This window comes from Lacinutrix sp. (genome assembly GCF_023299985.1).
GTDB lineage: Bacteria > Bacteroidota > Bacteroidia > Flavobacteriales > Flavobacteriaceae > Lacinutrix.
In genome coordinates this window covers 1-16,960 of record NZ_JALZVX010000080.1, presented here as the reverse complement: position 1 = coordinate 16,960, position 16,960 = coordinate 1, and the positions used below count along the sequence as shown (strand labels likewise).

Here is a 16,960-nt window from a genome sequence, read left to right as displayed (position 1 = left end):
CATTGGCATCAATAATTATATGAGTAATACAGTAAAAAAAAACATAATCATTACAGGAACAAGTAGAGGTATAGGTTTCGAGTTGGTACATTTATTTGCCAATCAAGGTCACAATGTATTAGCATTATCTAGAAACGCACAGCCTGTTAGTAATTTACATTTTGATAATATAGAATCTTTTGCTTTCGATTTATGTAAAGAAGAAGACTATAAAAAAGTAGAAGCTTACGTTACTAAAGAGTGGAAGCAAGTAGATGTTTTAATTAATAATGCAGGTGCATTATTAAACAAACCATTTGCCGAAACCACAATGGACGATTTTGAACACGTTTATAAAACTAACGTTTTTGGTGTTGCCGAAATGACGCGTCGTGTATTGCCTTTCATGAAAAAAGAAAGTCATGTTATTACCATCAGCTCAATGGGTGGAGTACAAGGTAGCGTTAAGTTTCCAGGATTATCTGCTTACAGTTCTAGTAAAGGTGCTGTAGTAACGCTTACAGAGCTCTTAGCCGAAGAATATAAAGAAACTGGACCAAGCTTTAATGTATTGGCTTTAGGTGCTGTACAGACTGAAATGCTAGAAGAAGCGTTTCCTGGTTATCAAGCACCAACAACAGCTTTAGAAATGGCAGAATATATTGCGGACTTTTCTTTGAATGGTAATAAGTTTTATAATGGGAAAATGTTACAGGTTTCTAATTCTACGCCTTAGTTTTTTTTAGAGTTAGAATTTAGTAGAAAAGTTCTTGCAATTAGTAGTTTTCTTAAGTAAGATTAATTCTGTAATTAATATATCCCAAAGTTCTATTAATGAGCCTGAAAATAATAAGTTGATTAAGAGTAATGTAATATTTAATATAAATTTAAATTGATTTTATTTGATTAACAATTTGTCAATTTTAAAATTTTCACAAATATAAGATTTTACTTTTTTCTTGTTGTTAGCATTATTTACAATAAATTTTAATTTTGTAGAAAGTCTTAGGTTTTCTAACCTGTCTAATAATTCAATAAAATCGGGTTTATCTCTGTTTGATCTGTAAAACCTTAACTTATAAATAATTGGAACTAATAATATCGAGTAGTTCTTGTTCTTTAAGTGATTTATGTTGTTTATTAAATTTTTAAAACTTTCTTTCTTTTTCATGTAAAAATTTTGTAAAAAAAGATCTTTGACTAAATCATCTTTTGAAATATTGTGTTTTTCAATTAATAAAATATATTCATTAAGTATATTTTGATTTAAATTGAATAGTACGTTCTTCAAACATATGTTTTTCACAGGAATGTATGTAAACTCTCCAAACTTAGATTGTAAATTATTATTAAATTCTTCTTTTGAGAATGTTTCTAAAAATATAGCTGCAAATGGTACAGGATTAATATCAAAATTAGTCTCGTTAAATAGAAATTCTTGCATCAAATAGTTTATTGGGTCTTCAATTCTTACTTTTTTAGAAAATAATTCATATACAGTATCTTGCTTACTGAAAACCTCCTTATTGTTATAATCACGACTTTCGACACCTATTTCTAAATATAAAGAAAGTAGAAGGCTTGCGTCGTAGAAACTGTTTTTATCTAACTGAATTTCTGTTATACACTTTTTAATTGATTCCTTTAAAGAATTGTTTCCAAAATGTTGTGTTAACAAGTAAAATGGAGAGTTTAGTTGGTTTTTATAGCGTTGATTATTACCTGTCTTTGATTGCTTTTTCAAAAGACTATAAATTGATTCTTTTACTATATCTTCAAATATAGAAATACTAACATTTTGAATGGTATTATAAATTTGTAGAAAAAAGGTGGCAGATTCTACATTCTCTTTCAATTGGTGTTTTATTAAATCATCAATTATCTCATTGTCTGCTTGATCTTTATCTATTAAATTGATTAATAACTCCAATACTATATGCCAGTAAGGGCTGATAATATATTCTTTTATTAAATTATCTCTTTCATTTTTTTTATGTTTCTTTTCAATATTTGAAAATATCCAAAAAGCTGTAAAATATTCAAGGAATGTTTTATGTGTAAAATTGTTGTCAAAATATAATGATCGTTTTTGTGCATATAATAAAAATTGTTCTGAATATAGGTCTGAAGTGAAGTCATCAGCAATTTTTAGTTTTTCAGTTAAACTGCTGGCAACAGTGTTTTTTGCTCTTTGATATGTTACTTTACCATCCTTTTTACTTAACTCCTTATACTGCCAATACGCTAAATCTGCAAAAACGGTGTCTTTCCGTTTGTAAATATCATCAGAAATATTAATTTCCATTCCTTTACTTTGATCCCATTTATCTACTAAAGTTTTAGTACACGATTGATATATTTCAAGCTTTGATTCAGGAACTTTTAGATTGTTTCTATATAAAATAACGATAAGTGATAACAGCAATGGGTTAGAAATTAATTCATCATCAATTAGTTTTCTTTTAGTCAAAAAGTCATTAATTTCCTTTTGACGAACTTGCTCATCTTCTTCTTCAACTAAATACCAATTCTTAATATATTTTTCAATTTGGTTATCGTCAAAATTATTTATTATTAATTTTAGCATTTCTGCTTCTTTTAAAGCTGTATCATCATATCCTATTATTCTTGAGGTTACTATTGTTCTAACATTTTTATGTTGCGTAATAAAGTTTTCAATGTCGTTTTTGATTAATAATTTATCATTAAGATCAAATATTTCATCCAAACCATCGAATATTATAACAGTCTTTCTTTCTTTTAATATTTTTTGAATATCTTCAGTAATGAGGCTAGTAAAACCATATTCAATTTCTAATAGGAACCTTAAATATTTAATTAAGCCTTCGTTTTGTTCTTTTTTAAAAGCATGGTACTTTCTTAGTTCTATTCTAAAAGGAATGCTTTCCGTTATTTTTTTGTTTTCGAAAACTAATTTTTCACTTTGTATTAATTTTAATGATACGAACTTCGTGAAAATTGATTTTCCGCTACCTGGATTACCAAGTATTATTAAATTTTTTTCAAAATTGAATATTTCAGCAAGTGAAATTTTGCCTTCAGTATTATAATCAGGATTGATTTTACGTAGAATTTTTGAGTTAGCCTCATCTGTAGAGAATGTTGGTTTAACAAATAGGTCTTCAAGCTTTTTTCTTTTACCTTTTTTTATACTTAAGTCTAATCCTAGACCGATGAAGTTTAATTGCGAATAATTATTTATTAAGCATATTTTATATTTATTGATAAAATCCGTAAAAGAAAAAACACTTCTAAATTTAGACTCAATTATCTTTTTTAACTTTTTAATTTCCTCGTATGATAAGGAAGAAATTTTTAGCACATCTTCGATTTTTTTATTAATACCGATACTTAATAAATAGATTTCTTTGTTGGATAATATTTGGTAAAAGTACTTGTCTTTATAAAGTTCTTCTTTTAGAAGGTTTATGAATTCTAGAATAAAGTTGTCAGGTAATGTTTTTATATCAAACTTTTCTTCAATAACTTTCAAATCAACTTTTGAGTTAACGAATAGTAATTTGATTAGTTCATTAAATACATCTTCGTGCTTAAAAAAAAATTCGATGTTACCACCTAATGCATCTGGGTGTTTAGTTTGTAATGTGGTTGATGCATTGTTAACTTTTTGATAAAATTTATCATTAAAACTCTCAGAAGTTACTCTGTCATGTATTGAGTCAAAACCCTTATCTAAAAGTTTACTTCCTAACCATGTCCCAATTGATATTAGTGCTGTTGTTTCAATTATCATATTTTTTTAGCTTGTACTGATCTTATTTGTTGATATGAAATCGTTAATAATGTTTCATATTCGTAATTAATTTAAATTCGAAGTTCGCCTATTTTTCCCACAAACCCAAACCTAGAAAACACAAACATTCCCCAAACACACCAATAACCTATAAAATAGCACTACCTTTGCAGCTTATTAAAAAGAGATGACCTAAAATTAATTAGAGTTTATCTCATAAACTTTATTTATGTCATTCAAATTACTAGGCCTTTCTGAGCCTATACTTAAGGCTATTGCCAAAAAAGGATATACAACACCTTCACCAATTCAAGCAAAAGCAATTCCACCAGTTTTAGATGGTTACGATGTTTTAGCATCTGCACAAACAGGAACAGGAAAAACAGCAGGTTTTACCTTGCCAATGCTTCATATATTAAGCGAAAACCCAAAAGAAAAATTTAGACCTATTCGTGCGTTGGTATTAACACCAACACGAGAATTAGCTGCACAAGTGTATGCTAATGTTAAGGAATATAGCGAGTTTTTAAATTTACGTAGTACAGTTATTTTTGGTGGTGTAAACCAAAAACCACAAGTAGCAAACATTAGAAACGGTGTCGATATTTTAGTAGCAACTCCAGGACGTTTGTTAGATTTATGTAATCAAGGAGCAATTTCATTAAAGCGCGTAGAAATGTTTGTTTTAGATGAAGCAGACAGAATGTTAGATATGGGCTTTTTACGTGATATAGAGCGTGTAATGAAGCTTATGCCAGAGAAAAGACAAAACTTAATGTTCTCGGCAACGTTTTCTAAAGAGATTAAAAAACTAGCTTTTACTATACTTAAAAATCCAGTACAAGTTGAAGCAACTCCAGAAAATACTGCAGTGGAAGCGATTTCGCAAAAAGTATATCGTGTTGCTAAAGGCTTAAAAACAGGATTAATTATTAAATTAATCTCTGAAGGTAACTGGAAACAAGTATTAGTGTTTACACGTACTAAACATGGTGCTAATAATTTAACAAAAAAAATGATTGCTTCTGGTATTACAGCAGCAGCTATTCATGGTAATAAAAGTCAAGGCGCAAGAACTAAAGCCTTAAAAGGTTTTAAGGATGGAACGGTTCGCGTAATGGTTGCAACAGATATTGCAGCACGTGGATTAGATATACCATTATTGCCACACGTTATTAATTTCGAGATTCCTAACATCTCTGAAGATTATGTACATAGAATTGGTAGAACAGGAAGAGCAGGAGCAAATGGAGTAGCAATTTCTTTAGTAAGTGCAGACGAAACTAGTTTTTTACGTGATATACAAAAGTTAATTGGCGAAAAATTACCAGTTGAAATTATGGAAGGTTTCGAGCCAGATCCAAATGCATCAACAGCACCAATTAAACCAGGTCAAAACAGACAGCCTAGAAATAAATCAAAAGGTTCTGGAGATAAACCGAAGAGTAATTCTGGTTCTGGAAATGGTGGAAGAAACCGTAACAGAAATAAAAGTAGAAATTCTGGTGGTAACGATAGACGTTCGAACAATTCTAGAAGTTAAATAGTACGTTATTACGAAGACCGAATCAGTATCGTTTTTCGATTTACAACTATGAAAACCAATGCTTCACCAAGCCTGTAGAAGTGCTTTAAAAAATGACTCAAGAATTAAAAGATAAAATAATACAAGTATGCGATACTAAAATCGCACAAAAAGGAACTAATGTTGGATTGTCTTTTTACGCATTTTTTAAAAATAAAAATGATAATCCAAAATTACTAATGGAAGCTGCTACTTGGTGGATTGAAACACAACAACTAGATCATTTTGAAAAAGCAGTGAAAATTAAAAACATGGTGTAATAAAACAATTCGTCAGTTCGAGTGAAATGCTTGAAAAGCATTTTGTATCGAGAACCTATAAAACTTCTCGATACAATTTTTTGCCAAAAATCACTCGAAGTGACAACAAAATAAAAGAGTTTATAATGGAATCACAACCAAACAATCCACTTCATGGTATAAAACTTGAAAAAATCGTTACCGATTTGCAAGAACACTATGGTTGGGAATACATGGGAACTGTTGTAAATATTAAATGCTTTAACGAGAATCCTACAATTAAGTCAAGCTTAAAGTTTTTACGTAGAATGCCTTGGGCTCGAACTAAGGTAGAGAATATGTATTTACAGTATTTAAAGAAGAATTCTAAATAATTATAATTAAGAGTATTCTTTTTAAATAACGTTTGTTTTATAAGATTTAGGACTAAAATTTATACATCTAACTGTCTTAAACCTTCATAAACAATTATACTTACTGCGTTTGCTAAATTTAAACTTCTAACATGTTCGCTATACAATGGAATTTTAAATAGTTTATCAGAATAGTGCTCAGTTATCGATTTTGGTAAGCCTTTAGATTCTTTTCCGAAGACTAGAAATAAATCGTCTTCATACTTAATATCCCAATGTTTTTTTGTGCCATGACTAGAAAGAAACACCATTTTTTTATCTTCATTTTTACTGAAGAATTCTTCGATATTTTCGTAATAGTGTAAGTTGAGGTGTTGCCAATAATCTAAACCTGCACGTTTTAATCTAGCATCTGTAATTTCGAATCCAAAAGGTTTTACTAGATGTAAGTTAGAGCCAGAAGCTAAAGCTAATCTGCCAATGTTTCCAGTATTGTTTGGTATTTCGGGTTCTATTAAAACGATGTTTAGTGTCATTTTTTTTTAGTAATTTTTTTATAAAATATATTCTTCTAATGTAAAAAACCTATTCGATATAGAATAGGTTTTTTATTTGCTAATTGAAAATTACTTTTAAAGTTTGAGATTACTCAATCTCTTTTATTCCAATTTCATTTATTTCTTCTAAGTTTCCTTTTGGGTCTTCTCCATATTCGTTTGAGCCTCTGTCGCCTTCAGTTAATGTTAAGATAAGGCTGTAAATTGGGATTAGTTGATACCATCCACTTTTTCCAACATCATGCATTCTTCTACAATTAACAGCTATTGCTGGAATTAATGTTGCAAAAATATAAATATATACTATTATAACTACGGCTGGACTTTCTATTGCATAAGCTACTACGCCTAATAAAATTAAACATGCATAAGTGAATATTATATGAAAAAGAGCAAACATCCAATATTCTTTACGTCTTGCTCTACCTTCAAAATTCGCATAATTGTCTTTAATGACTTTTAAATACCATTTCATAAATTTAGTTTTTTAGTTGATTAATTTTTGGGCAATATATTCTATTATTTTAGTATTGAATTTACAAAAGCATCAATTTTATTAACACCATTTTTGGTTAAATGTTTAATAAATGCAGAACCAATAATTGCACCTTTTGCACGTGCAGTGGCTTGACTAAATGTTTCGTTATCACTAATTCCAAAACCAACAATTTGTGGGTTTTTTAATTTCATGTCTGCAATACGTTTAAAATATTCAGTTTGTTCTTCTCCAAAACCAGAATTGCTTCCTGTTACACTTGCGCTACTTACCATGTATATAAATCCGGTAGAAATGGAATCTATAAAATTAATACGCTCAACACTTGTTTGTGGTGTAATTAAAAGCACATTTATTAATCCGTGTTTTTCGAAAATTGCTTTGTATTGGTCGTTATAAACATCTACAGGTAAATCTGGAATAATCAAGCCATCAACACCAATATCTTGACATCTTTTGCAAAAGTCTTCCACTCCATATTGTAACATAGGATTAAAATAACCCATGATAATTAACGGAATAGAAACTGTTTTCCTGATGTCTTTTAGTTGGTTAAACAGCACGTCGGTTGTCATTCCGTTTTTTAGAGCTTCGGTAGAACTAGCTTGTATTGTTGGTCCATCTGCTAATGGATCGCTAAATGGTAAGCCTATTTCAATTATGTCAACTCCGTTTTTTTCTAGGTTTTCTATTATTGAAACGGTGTCGTTTAAACTTGGATATCCTGCTGAAAAATATATGCTAAGAAGCTTTTTCTTTTCTTTTAATTTTTGGTTTATTCTGTTCATATTCATTTCTCACGAAAATGAGAATCTTATTAATTAAACTTAAATTTTGTTTTTACTTGTACAGAAATCCATGTTTTTATTCACGTTCATTTTTCCTTGATGAAAAACGAACCAAAAAATCACGGCCAAGTCAAGGAATTTTTCAGTAAAAACTGAAAACCGATTTGAAAACTCCGCGTCGTCCAGACTAAAAATGTCTGAACTTCTGTTTTCGGAGCTTTTCTTCGTCTATTCTTCGCCTTGACGTTCAATTCTGCGAATTGATTTAGAGATTCTTTTACTTATTATGGTTTTTTAACCTCAGTTTTTTAATTTTCGTTTACTGCATTAAAGATTACTCATTCATTTTTATTTTGGAAGAAATCGTGATTACTTCGTAGTTAAAAGGTTTGTTTGAGCTCATCTTTGATACCGAGGTTTGTAAGCCTGACCATTTATTGTAACGCCTAAAAAAGATTATAATTTAAAATAATCAATATAATTCTGTAAATCTTTATCACCACGACCAGATAAATTTATAACGACAACGTCGTCTTCTTTAAATTTTTTATGATCAAAAATTGCTAAAGAATGAGCCGTTTCAATAGCAGGAATAATACCTTCTAATTGGCTTAATTCTAAACCAGCAGTCATTGCCTCATCATCTGTAATGGATATGAATTCTGCACGTCCAGTTTTATATAAGTGTGCATGCATTGGTCCAACACCTGGATAATCTAATCCAGCAGAAATCGAGTAAGGCTCAGTAATTTGCCCATCGTCTGTTTGCATTAGTAATGTTTTGCTACCATGAATAATCCCTTCTTTTCCTAGTATAGAAGTTGCTGCGCTTTCTCCAGAATGGATTCCTTTTCCTGCTGCTTCAACAGCAATTAGCTTAACATCTGTGTTTTCTAAATAATGATAAAAAGCACCAGCTGCATTACTTCCTCCACCAACACAAGCTACTACATAATCTGGTGTGCTTTTGCCTTCTTTTTCTTGTAGTTGCCATTGTATTTCCTCTGATACTACAGCTTGAAAACGCGCAACCATATCTGGATATGGATGTGGTCCAACCACACTACCTATAATATAATGTGTGTTTACAGGATTATTAATCCAATCTCTAATAGCTTCGTTTGTTGCATCTTTTAATGTACGACTTCCAGATAATGCAGGTAAAACTTTAGCGCCTAACATTTTCATTCTAGCAACGTTTGGAGCTTGACGAGCAATATCAATTTCTCCCATATAAACAATACACTCCATTCCCATTAATGCGCAAACGGTTGCAGTTGCAACACCATGTTGTCCAGCACCAGTTTCGGCAATAATGCGTTTTTTACCTAAGCGTTGTGCCATTAAAATTTGGCCAATAGTATTGTTGATTTTATGTGCTCCTGTATGGTTTAAATCTTCTCGTTTTAAGTAGATTTTTGTATTATATTTTTCACTTAATCTTTTAGCTAAATAAAGTGGAGAAGGACGTCCAACGTAATCTTTTAATAATTGATCGAACTCTTCCTTAAACGAAGGTTCTGCCATTATTTTTAGATAATTTTGACGTAACTCCTCTACATTAGGATAAAGCATTTCTGGAATGTATGCTCCTCCAAATTCGCCATAATAGCCTTTATCATTAATATTATACATAGTAATAATTTTTGTCTATAAGTACTTGTTTAAATGCTTTAATTTTTGCTGTGTCTTTTACTTTAGAAGCGGTTTCAAACTTGCTGTTTAGGTCTAATGTGCAGCACAGTTGTGATTCTGGTCTCTTTAAGAATAGTAATATTGAATCCATCTCTTTTGGACCAATACCACCACTTAAAAAGTAAGGTTTAATGGATGGGTATTTTTTTAAAACGTTCCAGTTAAAAGTATAACCGTTTCCACCAGGTTCTTTGCCTTTAGTATCGAACAAATAATAGTCGCAAACGTCTTCAAAAGGTTCTAGAACTTTAAAATTGAACTGGTTTTTAATAGAAAACACTTTTATAACGGTAAGCTCTAATGCTTTTAATCGCTCGCATAATTCTGGAGATTCTTCACCATGTAATTGTACGCCTTGTAAATCGTGTTTTTCCACTTTGCCTCTTATATAATCGAAAGTAGCATTTACAAAGACTCCAATTTTATTAATGTCTTTAGAGATTTCAGGAATTACGCCATTGAAGTAACGTGGTGATTTTTCGTAAAAAATGAAACCCATATAACTTGGCTTAAGTTCAGCAACATCAAGGATGTTGTTTTCATTTTTCATTCCGCATATTTTTAGTTTCATAGTGTTTTAATTGCTGTCAGTTCGAGTGATTTTAGTTTTTTTGAAATTGTATCGAGAAGTTTTAGAGACTTCTCGATACAATTTTTTCATACCTCAAAAACCACTCGAAGTGACAAAGTTATTTTTAATTATTTAATCTTTCAATAAATTGTTTTGCGCTTTTTCCAGCATTATCTGTTTTCATGAAATTTTCACCTATTAAAAAGCCTTTATAACCATAAGGTTTTAATGTTTTGATAGCTTCAATATTACTAATTCCACTTTCAGATACTTTTACAAAATCGTTTGGAATTAATGAGCTTAGCTGTTTGCTGGTTTCTAAACTTACTTCAAACGTTTTTAAATTTCTATTATTTACACCAAGCATATCTAAGCTAGGCATTATTGATTTGTTTAACTCTTCTTCATTATGGATTTCTAAAAGCACCTCTAAATTTAAACTTTTTGCTAATTCTGAAAACTGCTTTATTTCGGCTTTAGTTAGTATTGCAGCTATTAATAAAATAACATCAGCTCCATAAGCTTTAGCTTCTATTATCTGGTATTGGTCTATTATAAATTCTTTGCGTAATAAAGGTAAATTACAGCTTGATCGCGCAGTAAGTAAGTCGTCCAGAGAGCCACCAAAATATTTGCCATCTGTTAAAACAGACATGCCGCAAACTCCAGCTTCTTCATAACCTTTGGCAACATCAAAAACATTTAGATCGTGATTGATAACTTGTTTTGAGGGAGAACGACGTTTGTGTTCTGCAATAATTCCTGTTGTACTGTTTTTTAATTTATTAGCTAAAGAAACTGTTTCTCTTTCAAACAAAATAGATTGCTCTAGTTGTTTTGTAGGAATGAGTTGCTTGCGAAGGTTAACTTCGATGCGTTTATCGTTTACTATTTTGGTTAAAATATCCATGTTTTAATCTTCGGTTAGCAGCTTTCAGTAACAGTTTGAATAAATACTGAAGACTGTTTACTGAATACTGTCGACTTTTTTATTTACTCAATTCTATTAATCGTTCTAAACTTTCTTTTGCTCTTCCGCTTTCTAAACTTTCTTTTGCTAAATTAAATCCTTCTATATGCGAAGTGTTATTTACTGTCGCTATTGCTAATCCTGCATTGGCATAAACAACGTTGTTTTGAGCTTCTGTTCCTTTGCCTTCAATAATATTTTTGAAAATTTTAGCAGCTTCTTTTACAGATGAACCACCAAAAATATCTGATTGCTCTATTTGTTGAACATTTAAATCTGAAGGTTTTAATATTGTTTCAGAACGGTTAGAAATAATCTTAGTTTTTCCTGTTAGAGAAATTTCATCATAACCATCTAATGCATGAACTATGCTGTAATTTTTATCTGTATTTTGGTATAAATAACCATACAATCTTTGTAGTTCTAAGTTAAATACGCCAACCATCTGGTTTTTTGGAAATGCTGGATTTACCATTGGACCTAGCATATTGAAAAAGGTTTTAATACCTAGTTCTTTACGAATAGGAGCAACATGTTTCATAGCAGGATGAAATAATGGTGCATGTAACACACATATTCCAGCTTGATCTATGGCGTATTTTAAAAAGTCTGATTTATTAGAAAAGTGAATACCCAAAGCCTCCATAACATTTGAAGATCCAGAAGCAGAAGATACTCCATAATTACCATGTTTAGCAACTTTTATTCCTGCACCAGCAGTTACAAAAGACGATAAGGTCGAAATGTTAAATGTGTCTTTGCCATCTCCTCCAGTGCCACATAAATCAATAGCGTTAAAGTCTGATAAATTTATAGGAATACATAACTCTAAAAGTGCATCACGAAAACCTTGAAGTTCTTCTAAGGTGATACTGCGCATCATAAAAACAGTTAGAAATGATGCTATTTGGCTTAGGTTATATTTTCCTTCGGAAATATTTATCAAAACATTTCTTGCTTCTTCGCTTGAGATGTTTTCGTGGTTTATTAATCTATTTAGTATTTGTTTCATATTTACTTCCCATGACAATGGGAATCTTTTAAGTTATACTTCTTTTTTTCTTAATGTAATTCTTTCTGTTCATTTTTCCTTGATGAAAAACGAACCAAAAAATTACAATCAAACTTAGGAAATTGCTAAAGCACCATTCGCTTTCGGAATTACATGCTTAAAGCTTCGCTTTGCATCTCCATTCCTACGCTTATTATTTCTTAATTTTTGATATTCAATTCTATGAATTGATTTTAAGGATTTTCATTTTTATAAAATTAGTGTTTCGTTATGTTTTTTTTAATTTTTGCTAATTGCTAGCTAATTTTTAATCCAGTTTTCTAAAATTTGTTTTCCATTAGGCGTTAACACACTTTCAGGATGGTATTGTACGCCTCTTACATCGTAAACTTTATGTCTTAGAGACATAACTTGTTCGTTTTCATCAAAAGAAGTGGCTTCTAATTGCTCAGGTAAATTAGGATCTACAACCCAAGAGTGGTATCGGCCAACTTCTATTGTTTTGTTCATATTATTAAATAAGGCTTCGTCATTAACAGTAATATTTACTTTGGTTGCTACACCATGAAAAACAGTGTCTAAGTTTATTAATTTTCCACCAAAAACTTCACCAATAGCTTGTTGACCTAGACAAACACCAAGAATGCTTTTTGTTGGTGCATACTGCTTAATAATGGCTTTTAATAGTCCAGCTTCGTCTGGAATACCTGGTCCAGGAGATAGTACTATTTTCTCGAAAGCATCAACTTCTTCTAAAGTTAATTTATCGTTTCGTTTTACGGTTACATCACAATTTAAATCTTCTAAATAATGTACTAAGTTGTAAGTAAAACTGTCGTAGTTGTCTATTACTAATACTTTCATGTTTATTTCCCATGTAAATGGGAATCTTATTAATTAAACGTTCTTTCTTTCGTTCTTTCCGATCATTTTTCCTTGATGAAAAACGAACCAAAAAATCACGATCAAACTTAGGAAATTGCTAAAGCACCATTTGCTTTCGGAATTACGTGCTTAAAGCTTCGCTTTGCATCTCCATTCCTCCGCTTATTATTTCTTAATTTTTGATATTCAATTTTATGAATTGATTTTAAGGACTTACATTTTTATAAAATTAGTGTTTCGTCCTATTTTTTTAATTTTTACTAAATACTAACTTCATATATCTTTAGCTAGTTCGATAGCCTTTGTTAATGCTCCTAATTTATTGTAAACTTCTTGTAATTCGTTTTCAGGATTAGATTTTGATACTAATCCAGCTCCAGCTTGCCAATGCAATTCATGGTTTTTACTTAGGAATGTTCTAATCATAATCGCATGATTATAGTTACCACTAAAATCCATAAAACCTATTGCTCCTCCATAAAAAGCACGGCTTGTTTTTTCGTATTTTTCTATAAGTTGCATAGCCTTATGTTTTGGTGCACCACTTAAAGTTCCTGCAGGAAATGTGTCTGCTACAACTTGCATTGTAGGAGTGTTGTCATGTATTTTTCCAGTTACTTTGCTTACTAAATGTATAACATGCGAGAAAAATTGTGCTTCCCTATAGGTTTCTACTTTTACTTGGCTTCCATGTCTGCTTAAATCGTTTCTAGCTAAATCTACTAACATTACATGCTCTGCATTTTCTTTTTCGTCTCTTGCTAATTGTTTTGCTAGTTCTGCATCTTTTTCGTCGTTTCCTGTACGCTTAAAAGTTCCAGCAATAGGATGAATTTCAGCAATACCTTCGTTAACCACTAATTGTGCTTCAGGAGAACTACCAAAGATTTTAAAATCACCATAATCAAAATAAAATAAGTAAGGTGAAGGATTAATGCTACGTAAAGCACGATAGACATTAAACTCGTCTCCTTTAAATTTTTGAGAAAACTTTTTAGAGAGTACCAGTTGAAAAACATCACCTCTTGCACAGTGCTGTTTTGCTAATTCTACATGTTCTTTATATTCATTGTCTGTTAAATTAGAATCAATATCAGAATCTGTAGAAAATTGATATGAAGCAAAATTATTTGATCTTATTAAATGTAGAATCTCGTCGATATTACTGGCATTATCATTAAAGCAATGAGCAAAAATATAAGCTTCATTTTTAAAGTGATTAATAGCTATAATATTTTGATAGACTGCATAATATATATCTGGAATGTCTAAAGAATTTGGTTTTTTTGAAATGTCAATATCTTCAAAATACTTTACAGCATCGTAAGATGTGTAACCAAAAATCCCATTATTTATAAATTTGAAATCTTTTTCTGAGTTTACTTTAAAACGCTTAGTAAACTTGTGAATCATTTTTGGTACATCTTTGGTGCGGTTTCTATGAGAGCTTCCATCTGGAAATGTTTGCTCGATTGTATCTCCAGAAACTTTAATAGAAGCAATAGGATTAAAGCAGATATACGAGAAACTATTATCGTTTGCATGATAATCGCTACTTTCTAATAAGATGCTATTCGGGAATTTATCGCGAATTTTCAAATAGATGCTTACAGGCGTAATAGTATCTGCTAGTATTTTTTTATAATTTGTGTAAAGGCTAAAAGTCTTCATTAGTGCTCAATTTATTTCAGTGTCTCTTATTGTAGAGATGTTATTTTATGTAAAGATTCTAAAACAAGTTCAGAATAAAAAAAAGGCTTGTCGTGAATGACAAGCCTTTTATATTTTAATTAAATATACTAAGAGTTTATTCACGAATTGTGTTTCGAAAGTTCCACCACCAAGTATGATTTAAATTTTTGTTCATAGTTTTTCCGCGAAAGCGGTAATATTATTATAAAAATCAAAGATAGAAATCAAATAACTACAAACAAATTAATTTTAATGTAAATATTTGTTAAATGTATATTGCAAACAGAATTCTGTTATTACTTTTATAAAATGAAAATATATTTAATATTACTTATTGTCTTGTTTTCTGCTTGCAAACAAGATGTAGTTGTTGATAATAAAAATATTGAAATTGTTGAAGTCAAGGTCGAAAAAGGTGAAAGTCTAGATTTAATCGTATATAATTTTAACGAACTTGAACCGCTTTTAAATAAAATGGACGATAAAATTTATGTTGTAAATTTTTGGGCCACTTGGTGCGCACCTTGTGTTAAAGAGTTACCGTATTTTGAAGCTTTAAACAATGAATACAAGTCTAAAAACGTTGAAGTTGTTTTAGTGAGTTTAGATTTTCCTAAGCAATACGAAACAAAATTGAAGCCTTTTATTATTAAACGCCAATTGAAATCTAAAATGGTAGCTTTAAATGATGTAGATTCTAATACTTGGATTCCTAAAGTAGATAAAGAATGGTCTGGAGCGATACCTGCAACAGTTATTTATAAGAACGAAAAAAGAGCGTTTTACGAGAAATCGTTTAACTTAGAAGAATTAAAAACAGAAGTTAATAAATTTTTAAATTAAATAAATATGAAAAAAGTAGTAAAATTAATGCTGTTAACAGCAATCGTTTTTGGTGTATGGTCATTCACTAAAGTAGAAAATAAATTAGAAGATGGATATAAAGTAGGAGACGTTGTTTCAGATTTTAAATTAGAGAATATAGATGGTAAAATGGTTTCTATGGCTTCATTTAATGAAGCTAAAGGCTTTATTATTACGTTTACTTGTAACACTTGCCCATATGCAGTCGCATATGAAGATAGAGTAGAAGCATTAAATAAAATGTATGCTGAAAAAGGTTATCCAGTAATTGCAATAATGCCTAATAGCGTTAAAGCGAAACCAGAAGATGGTATGAAATATATGCAAGAACGTGCTAAAGAAAAAGGATTTACTTTTCCATATTTAATGGATAAAGGACAACGTGTTTATCCACAATTTGGAGCCACAAAAACACCACATATCTACGTTGTAGAAAAAACAGATAAAGGTAATGTTGTAAAGTATGTTGGTGCAATAGACGATAATTTTCAGAATGCAGATGAAGTAAAACACAAATATGTTGAAGATGCAGTTAATGCATTGTTAAATGGAAAAGCTATAGATGTAACCGAAACAAAAGCGATTGGTTGCTCTATAAAAGTATAGTATTAGAGACATTATTTAAATAAAAAAACCTGAAGTTGTAACATTTCAGGTTTTTTTACGTCTATATCTTAAGGAAACGTTAAATAAATTAACTTTGCACCTTAAAAACTAAGAATGTCAGATTTATCACAAGAGCAATGGGCTCAACAACTTAAAGCAGATGAGAATGCTTTTATATTAGATGTAAGAACAGAAGAAGAAGTAGCCGATGGCTTTATACCTAATGCTAAAAATCTAAATATTTTTAAAGGTCAAGCCTTTATCTATGAATTAGAAGCTTTAGATAAAAATAAAAACTATTATGTGTATTGTAAAGCAGGAGTAAGAAGTGGTCAAGCTTGTGTAATTATGAATCAAATGGGATTTGATAATGCCTATAATTTAATGGGTGGATTTTCTGAGTGGACTGGAGATATTGAGGAGTAATTGAATCAATTAAAATAATTTAATATGAAAAAATCAGTAACTATAGTAGTTTTATTCATGGTGATAAGCATGTTTAATTGCATTCCAAAAAGACAGCAAGGTATTACAGTTGTGTCTACAGAAGAAAAGAAAATATTATTAGACTTAGATAAAGTGCAGTTAGTAGATGTTAGAACTTCAGCAGAGTATAAAGCAGGACATATTGCAAATTCTCAAAACATTGATTTTAATTCACCAAGCTTTCAAGATGATATTGCAGCTTTAGATAAAGAAAAGCCAGTCATTTTATATTGTCAAAAAGGTACTAGGAGTGCTAAATGTGCAAACGAAATGGCTAAAGCTGGTTTCAAATTAATTTACGATCTTGAAGGCGGTTTTTCAAAATGGGAACATATTAATTTAGATTTAAAGTTATAATTACCTTAATGTAATTCAAACAAAAAACACCTCTAGAAATTAATTTCTAG

18 protein-coding genes are annotated in these 16,960 nt (G+C 30.3%); 8 read left to right on the top strand and 10 right to left on the bottom strand.

The window, feature by feature from the left end; translation table 11 throughout:
• Positions 1-19 precede the first annotated feature (19 nt).
• The gene (locus Q0C58_RS04100) at positions 20-715 is read left to right on the top strand and encodes an SDR family oxidoreductase (RefSeq protein WP_290697902.1); all 696 of its coding nucleotides are present in this window, start codon (positions 20-22) and stop codon (positions 713-715) included.
• A 162-nt stretch (positions 716-877) separates the two neighbouring features.
• Here the strand turns inward: Q0C58_RS04100 and Q0C58_RS04095 are convergent, their stop codons facing one another.
• Entirely contained in the window at positions 878-3,754 is a 2,877-nt protein-coding gene (locus Q0C58_RS04095; RefSeq protein ID WP_290697900.1) for a hypothetical protein, read from the bottom strand.
• Positions 3,755-3,983: 229 nt separating this feature from the next.
• Here Q0C58_RS04095 and Q0C58_RS04090 point away from each other — a divergent pair, with 229 nt between their 5' ends.
• From Q0C58_RS04090 to Q0C58_RS04080, 3 genes are all read left to right on the top strand, one after another.
• Complete coding sequence (locus Q0C58_RS04090) at positions 3,984-5,297, top strand: DEAD/DEAH box helicase (RefSeq protein ID WP_290697897.1); 1,314 nt, start codon at positions 3,984-3,986, stop codon at positions 5,295-5,297.
• A 95-nt stretch (positions 5,298-5,392) separates the two neighbouring features.
• Positions 5,393-5,599 (top strand): DUF6500 family protein, encoded by a 207-nt coding sequence (locus Q0C58_RS04085; RefSeq protein WP_290697894.1) that lies wholly within the window; start codon positions 5,393-5,395, stop codon positions 5,597-5,599.
• Positions 5,600-5,724: 125 nt separating this feature from the next.
• Entirely contained in the window at positions 5,725-5,952 is a 228-nt protein-coding gene (locus tag Q0C58_RS04080; protein ID WP_290697891.1) for a VF530 family protein, read from the top strand.
• 59 nt (positions 5,953-6,011) lie between these two features.
• On the opposite strand, the gene Q0C58_RS04075 is transcribed toward Q0C58_RS04080, so the two are convergent.
• From Q0C58_RS04075 to Q0C58_RS04035, 9 genes are all read right to left on the bottom strand, one after another.
• Positions 6,012-6,467 carry a tRNA (cytidine(34)-2'-O)-methyltransferase gene (locus tag Q0C58_RS04075; protein ID WP_290697889.1) on the bottom strand — a complete coding sequence of 152 codons (456 nt, stop codon included), beginning with the start codon at positions 6,465-6,467 and terminating at the stop codon, positions 6,012-6,014.
• 109 nt (positions 6,468-6,576) lie between these two features.
• Positions 6,577-6,963, bottom strand: coding sequence for a DUF805 domain-containing protein (locus Q0C58_RS04070; protein ID WP_290697886.1), 387 nt, complete (start codon positions 6,961-6,963; stop codon positions 6,577-6,579).
• Between the two features lie 44 nt (positions 6,964-7,007).
• Complete coding sequence (gene trpA, locus Q0C58_RS04065; protein ID WP_290697883.1) at positions 7,008-7,772, bottom strand: tryptophan synthase subunit alpha; 765 nt, start codon at positions 7,770-7,772, stop codon at positions 7,008-7,010.
• A gap of 456 nt (positions 7,773-8,228) precedes the next feature.
• Entirely contained in the window at positions 8,229-9,407 is a 1,179-nt protein-coding gene (gene trpB, locus Q0C58_RS04060) for a tryptophan synthase subunit beta (protein WP_290697880.1), read from the bottom strand.
• A complete protein-coding gene (locus tag Q0C58_RS04055) occupies positions 9,400-10,038 on the bottom strand; it encodes a phosphoribosylanthranilate isomerase (protein ID WP_290697877.1) in 639 nt (212 codons plus the stop codon). Before Q0C58_RS04055 ends, trpB begins: the two co-directional genes overlap by 8 nt.
• A 124-nt stretch (positions 10,039-10,162) precedes the next feature.
• Positions 10,163-10,948, bottom strand: a complete 786-nt coding sequence (trpC, locus tag Q0C58_RS04050; protein WP_290697873.1) for an indole-3-glycerol phosphate synthase TrpC — start codon at positions 10,946-10,948, stop codon at positions 10,163-10,165.
• A 79-nt stretch (positions 10,949-11,027) separates the two neighbouring features.
• The gene (gene trpD, locus Q0C58_RS04045; RefSeq protein WP_290697871.1) at positions 11,028-12,020 is read right to left on the bottom strand and encodes an anthranilate phosphoribosyltransferase; all 993 of its coding nucleotides are present in this window, start codon (positions 12,018-12,020) and stop codon (positions 11,028-11,030) included.
• Positions 12,021-12,320: 300 nt separating this feature from the next.
• On the bottom strand, positions 12,321-12,884 hold the full coding sequence (locus Q0C58_RS04040) for an aminodeoxychorismate/anthranilate synthase component II (protein WP_290697868.1): 564 nt from the start codon (positions 12,882-12,884) through the stop codon (positions 12,321-12,323).
• A 294-nt stretch (positions 12,885-13,178) separates the two neighbouring features.
• Entirely contained in the window at positions 13,179-14,576 is a 1,398-nt protein-coding gene (locus Q0C58_RS04035; protein ID WP_290697865.1) for an anthranilate synthase component I family protein, read from the bottom strand.
• Positions 14,577-14,906: 330 nt separating this feature from the next.
• Between Q0C58_RS04035 and Q0C58_RS04030 the strand changes: the two genes are divergently transcribed.
• From Q0C58_RS04030 to Q0C58_RS04015, 4 genes are all read left to right on the top strand, one after another.
• Positions 14,907-15,440 carry a TlpA disulfide reductase family protein gene (locus Q0C58_RS04030; RefSeq protein WP_290697862.1) on the top strand — a complete coding sequence of 178 codons (534 nt, stop codon included), beginning with the start codon at positions 14,907-14,909 and terminating at the stop codon, positions 15,438-15,440.
• A gap of 6 nt (positions 15,441-15,446) precedes the next feature.
• A complete protein-coding gene (locus Q0C58_RS04025) occupies positions 15,447-16,067 on the top strand; it encodes a thioredoxin family protein (RefSeq protein ID WP_290697859.1) in 621 nt (206 codons plus the stop codon).
• A gap of 114 nt (positions 16,068-16,181) precedes the next feature.
• Positions 16,182-16,493, top strand: coding sequence for a rhodanese-like domain-containing protein (locus tag Q0C58_RS04020; RefSeq protein ID WP_290697856.1), 312 nt, complete (start codon positions 16,182-16,184; stop codon positions 16,491-16,493).
• 24 nt (positions 16,494-16,517) lie between these two features.
• Positions 16,518-16,910, top strand: coding sequence for a rhodanese-like domain-containing protein (locus tag Q0C58_RS04015; protein ID WP_290697853.1), 393 nt, complete (start codon positions 16,518-16,520; stop codon positions 16,908-16,910).
• Positions 16,911-16,960 lie beyond the last annotated feature (50 nt).

Excerpts from the sequence above, each read along its gene's own strand:
- Q0C58_RS04080 (WP_290697891.1), top strand. The coding sequence starts at position 5,725 with ATGGAATCACAACCAAACAATCCACTTCATGGTATAAAACTTGAAAAA.
- Q0C58_RS04075 (WP_290697889.1), bottom strand. The coding sequence starts at position 6,467 with ATGACACTAAACATCGTTTTAATAGAACCCGAAATACCAAACAATACT.
- Q0C58_RS04090 (WP_290697897.1), top strand. The coding sequence starts at position 3,984 with ATGTCATTCAAATTACTAGGCCTTTCTGAGCCTATACTTAAGGCTATT.
- trpD (WP_290697871.1), bottom strand. The coding sequence starts at position 12,020 with ATGAAACAAATACTAAATAGATTAATAAACCACGAAAACATCTCAAGC.
- Q0C58_RS04015 (WP_290697853.1), top strand. The coding sequence starts at position 16,518 with ATGAAAAAATCAGTAACTATAGTAGTTTTATTCATGGTGATAAGCATG.
- Q0C58_RS04020 (WP_290697856.1), top strand. The coding sequence starts at position 16,182 with ATGTCAGATTTATCACAAGAGCAATGGGCTCAACAACTTAAAGCAGAT.
- trpC (WP_290697873.1), bottom strand. The coding sequence starts at position 10,948 with ATGGATATTTTAACCAAAATAGTAAACGATAAACGCATCGAAGTTAAC.
- Q0C58_RS04085 (WP_290697894.1), top strand. The coding sequence starts at position 5,393 with ATGACTCAAGAATTAAAAGATAAAATAATACAAGTATGCGATACTAAA.
- Q0C58_RS04095 (WP_290697900.1), bottom strand. The coding sequence starts at position 3,754 with ATGATAATTGAAACAACAGCACTAATATCAATTGGGACATGGTTAGGA.
- Q0C58_RS04070 (WP_290697886.1), bottom strand. The coding sequence starts at position 6,963 with ATGAAATGGTATTTAAAAGTCATTAAAGACAATTATGCGAATTTTGAA.
- Q0C58_RS04100 (WP_290697902.1), top strand. The coding sequence starts at position 20 with ATGAGTAATACAGTAAAAAAAAACATAATCATTACAGGAACAAGTAGA.
- trpA (WP_290697883.1), bottom strand. The coding sequence starts at position 7,772 with ATGAACAGAATAAACCAAAAATTAAAAGAAAAGAAAAAGCTTCTTAGC.
- Q0C58_RS04040 (WP_290697868.1), bottom strand. The coding sequence starts at position 12,884 with ATGAAAGTATTAGTAATAGACAACTACGACAGTTTTACTTACAACTTA.
- Q0C58_RS04035 (WP_290697865.1), bottom strand. The coding sequence starts at position 14,576 with ATGAAGACTTTTAGCCTTTACACAAATTATAAAAAAATACTAGCAGAT.
- trpB (WP_290697880.1), bottom strand. The coding sequence starts at position 9,407 with ATGTATAATATTAATGATAAAGGCTATTATGGCGAATTTGGAGGAGCA.
- Q0C58_RS04025 (WP_290697859.1), top strand. The coding sequence starts at position 15,447 with ATGAAAAAAGTAGTAAAATTAATGCTGTTAACAGCAATCGTTTTTGGT.
- Q0C58_RS04030 (WP_290697862.1), top strand. The coding sequence starts at position 14,907 with ATGAAAATATATTTAATATTACTTATTGTCTTGTTTTCTGCTTGCAAA.
- Q0C58_RS04055 (WP_290697877.1), bottom strand. The coding sequence starts at position 10,038 with ATGAAACTAAAAATATGCGGAATGAAAAATGAAAACAACATCCTTGAT.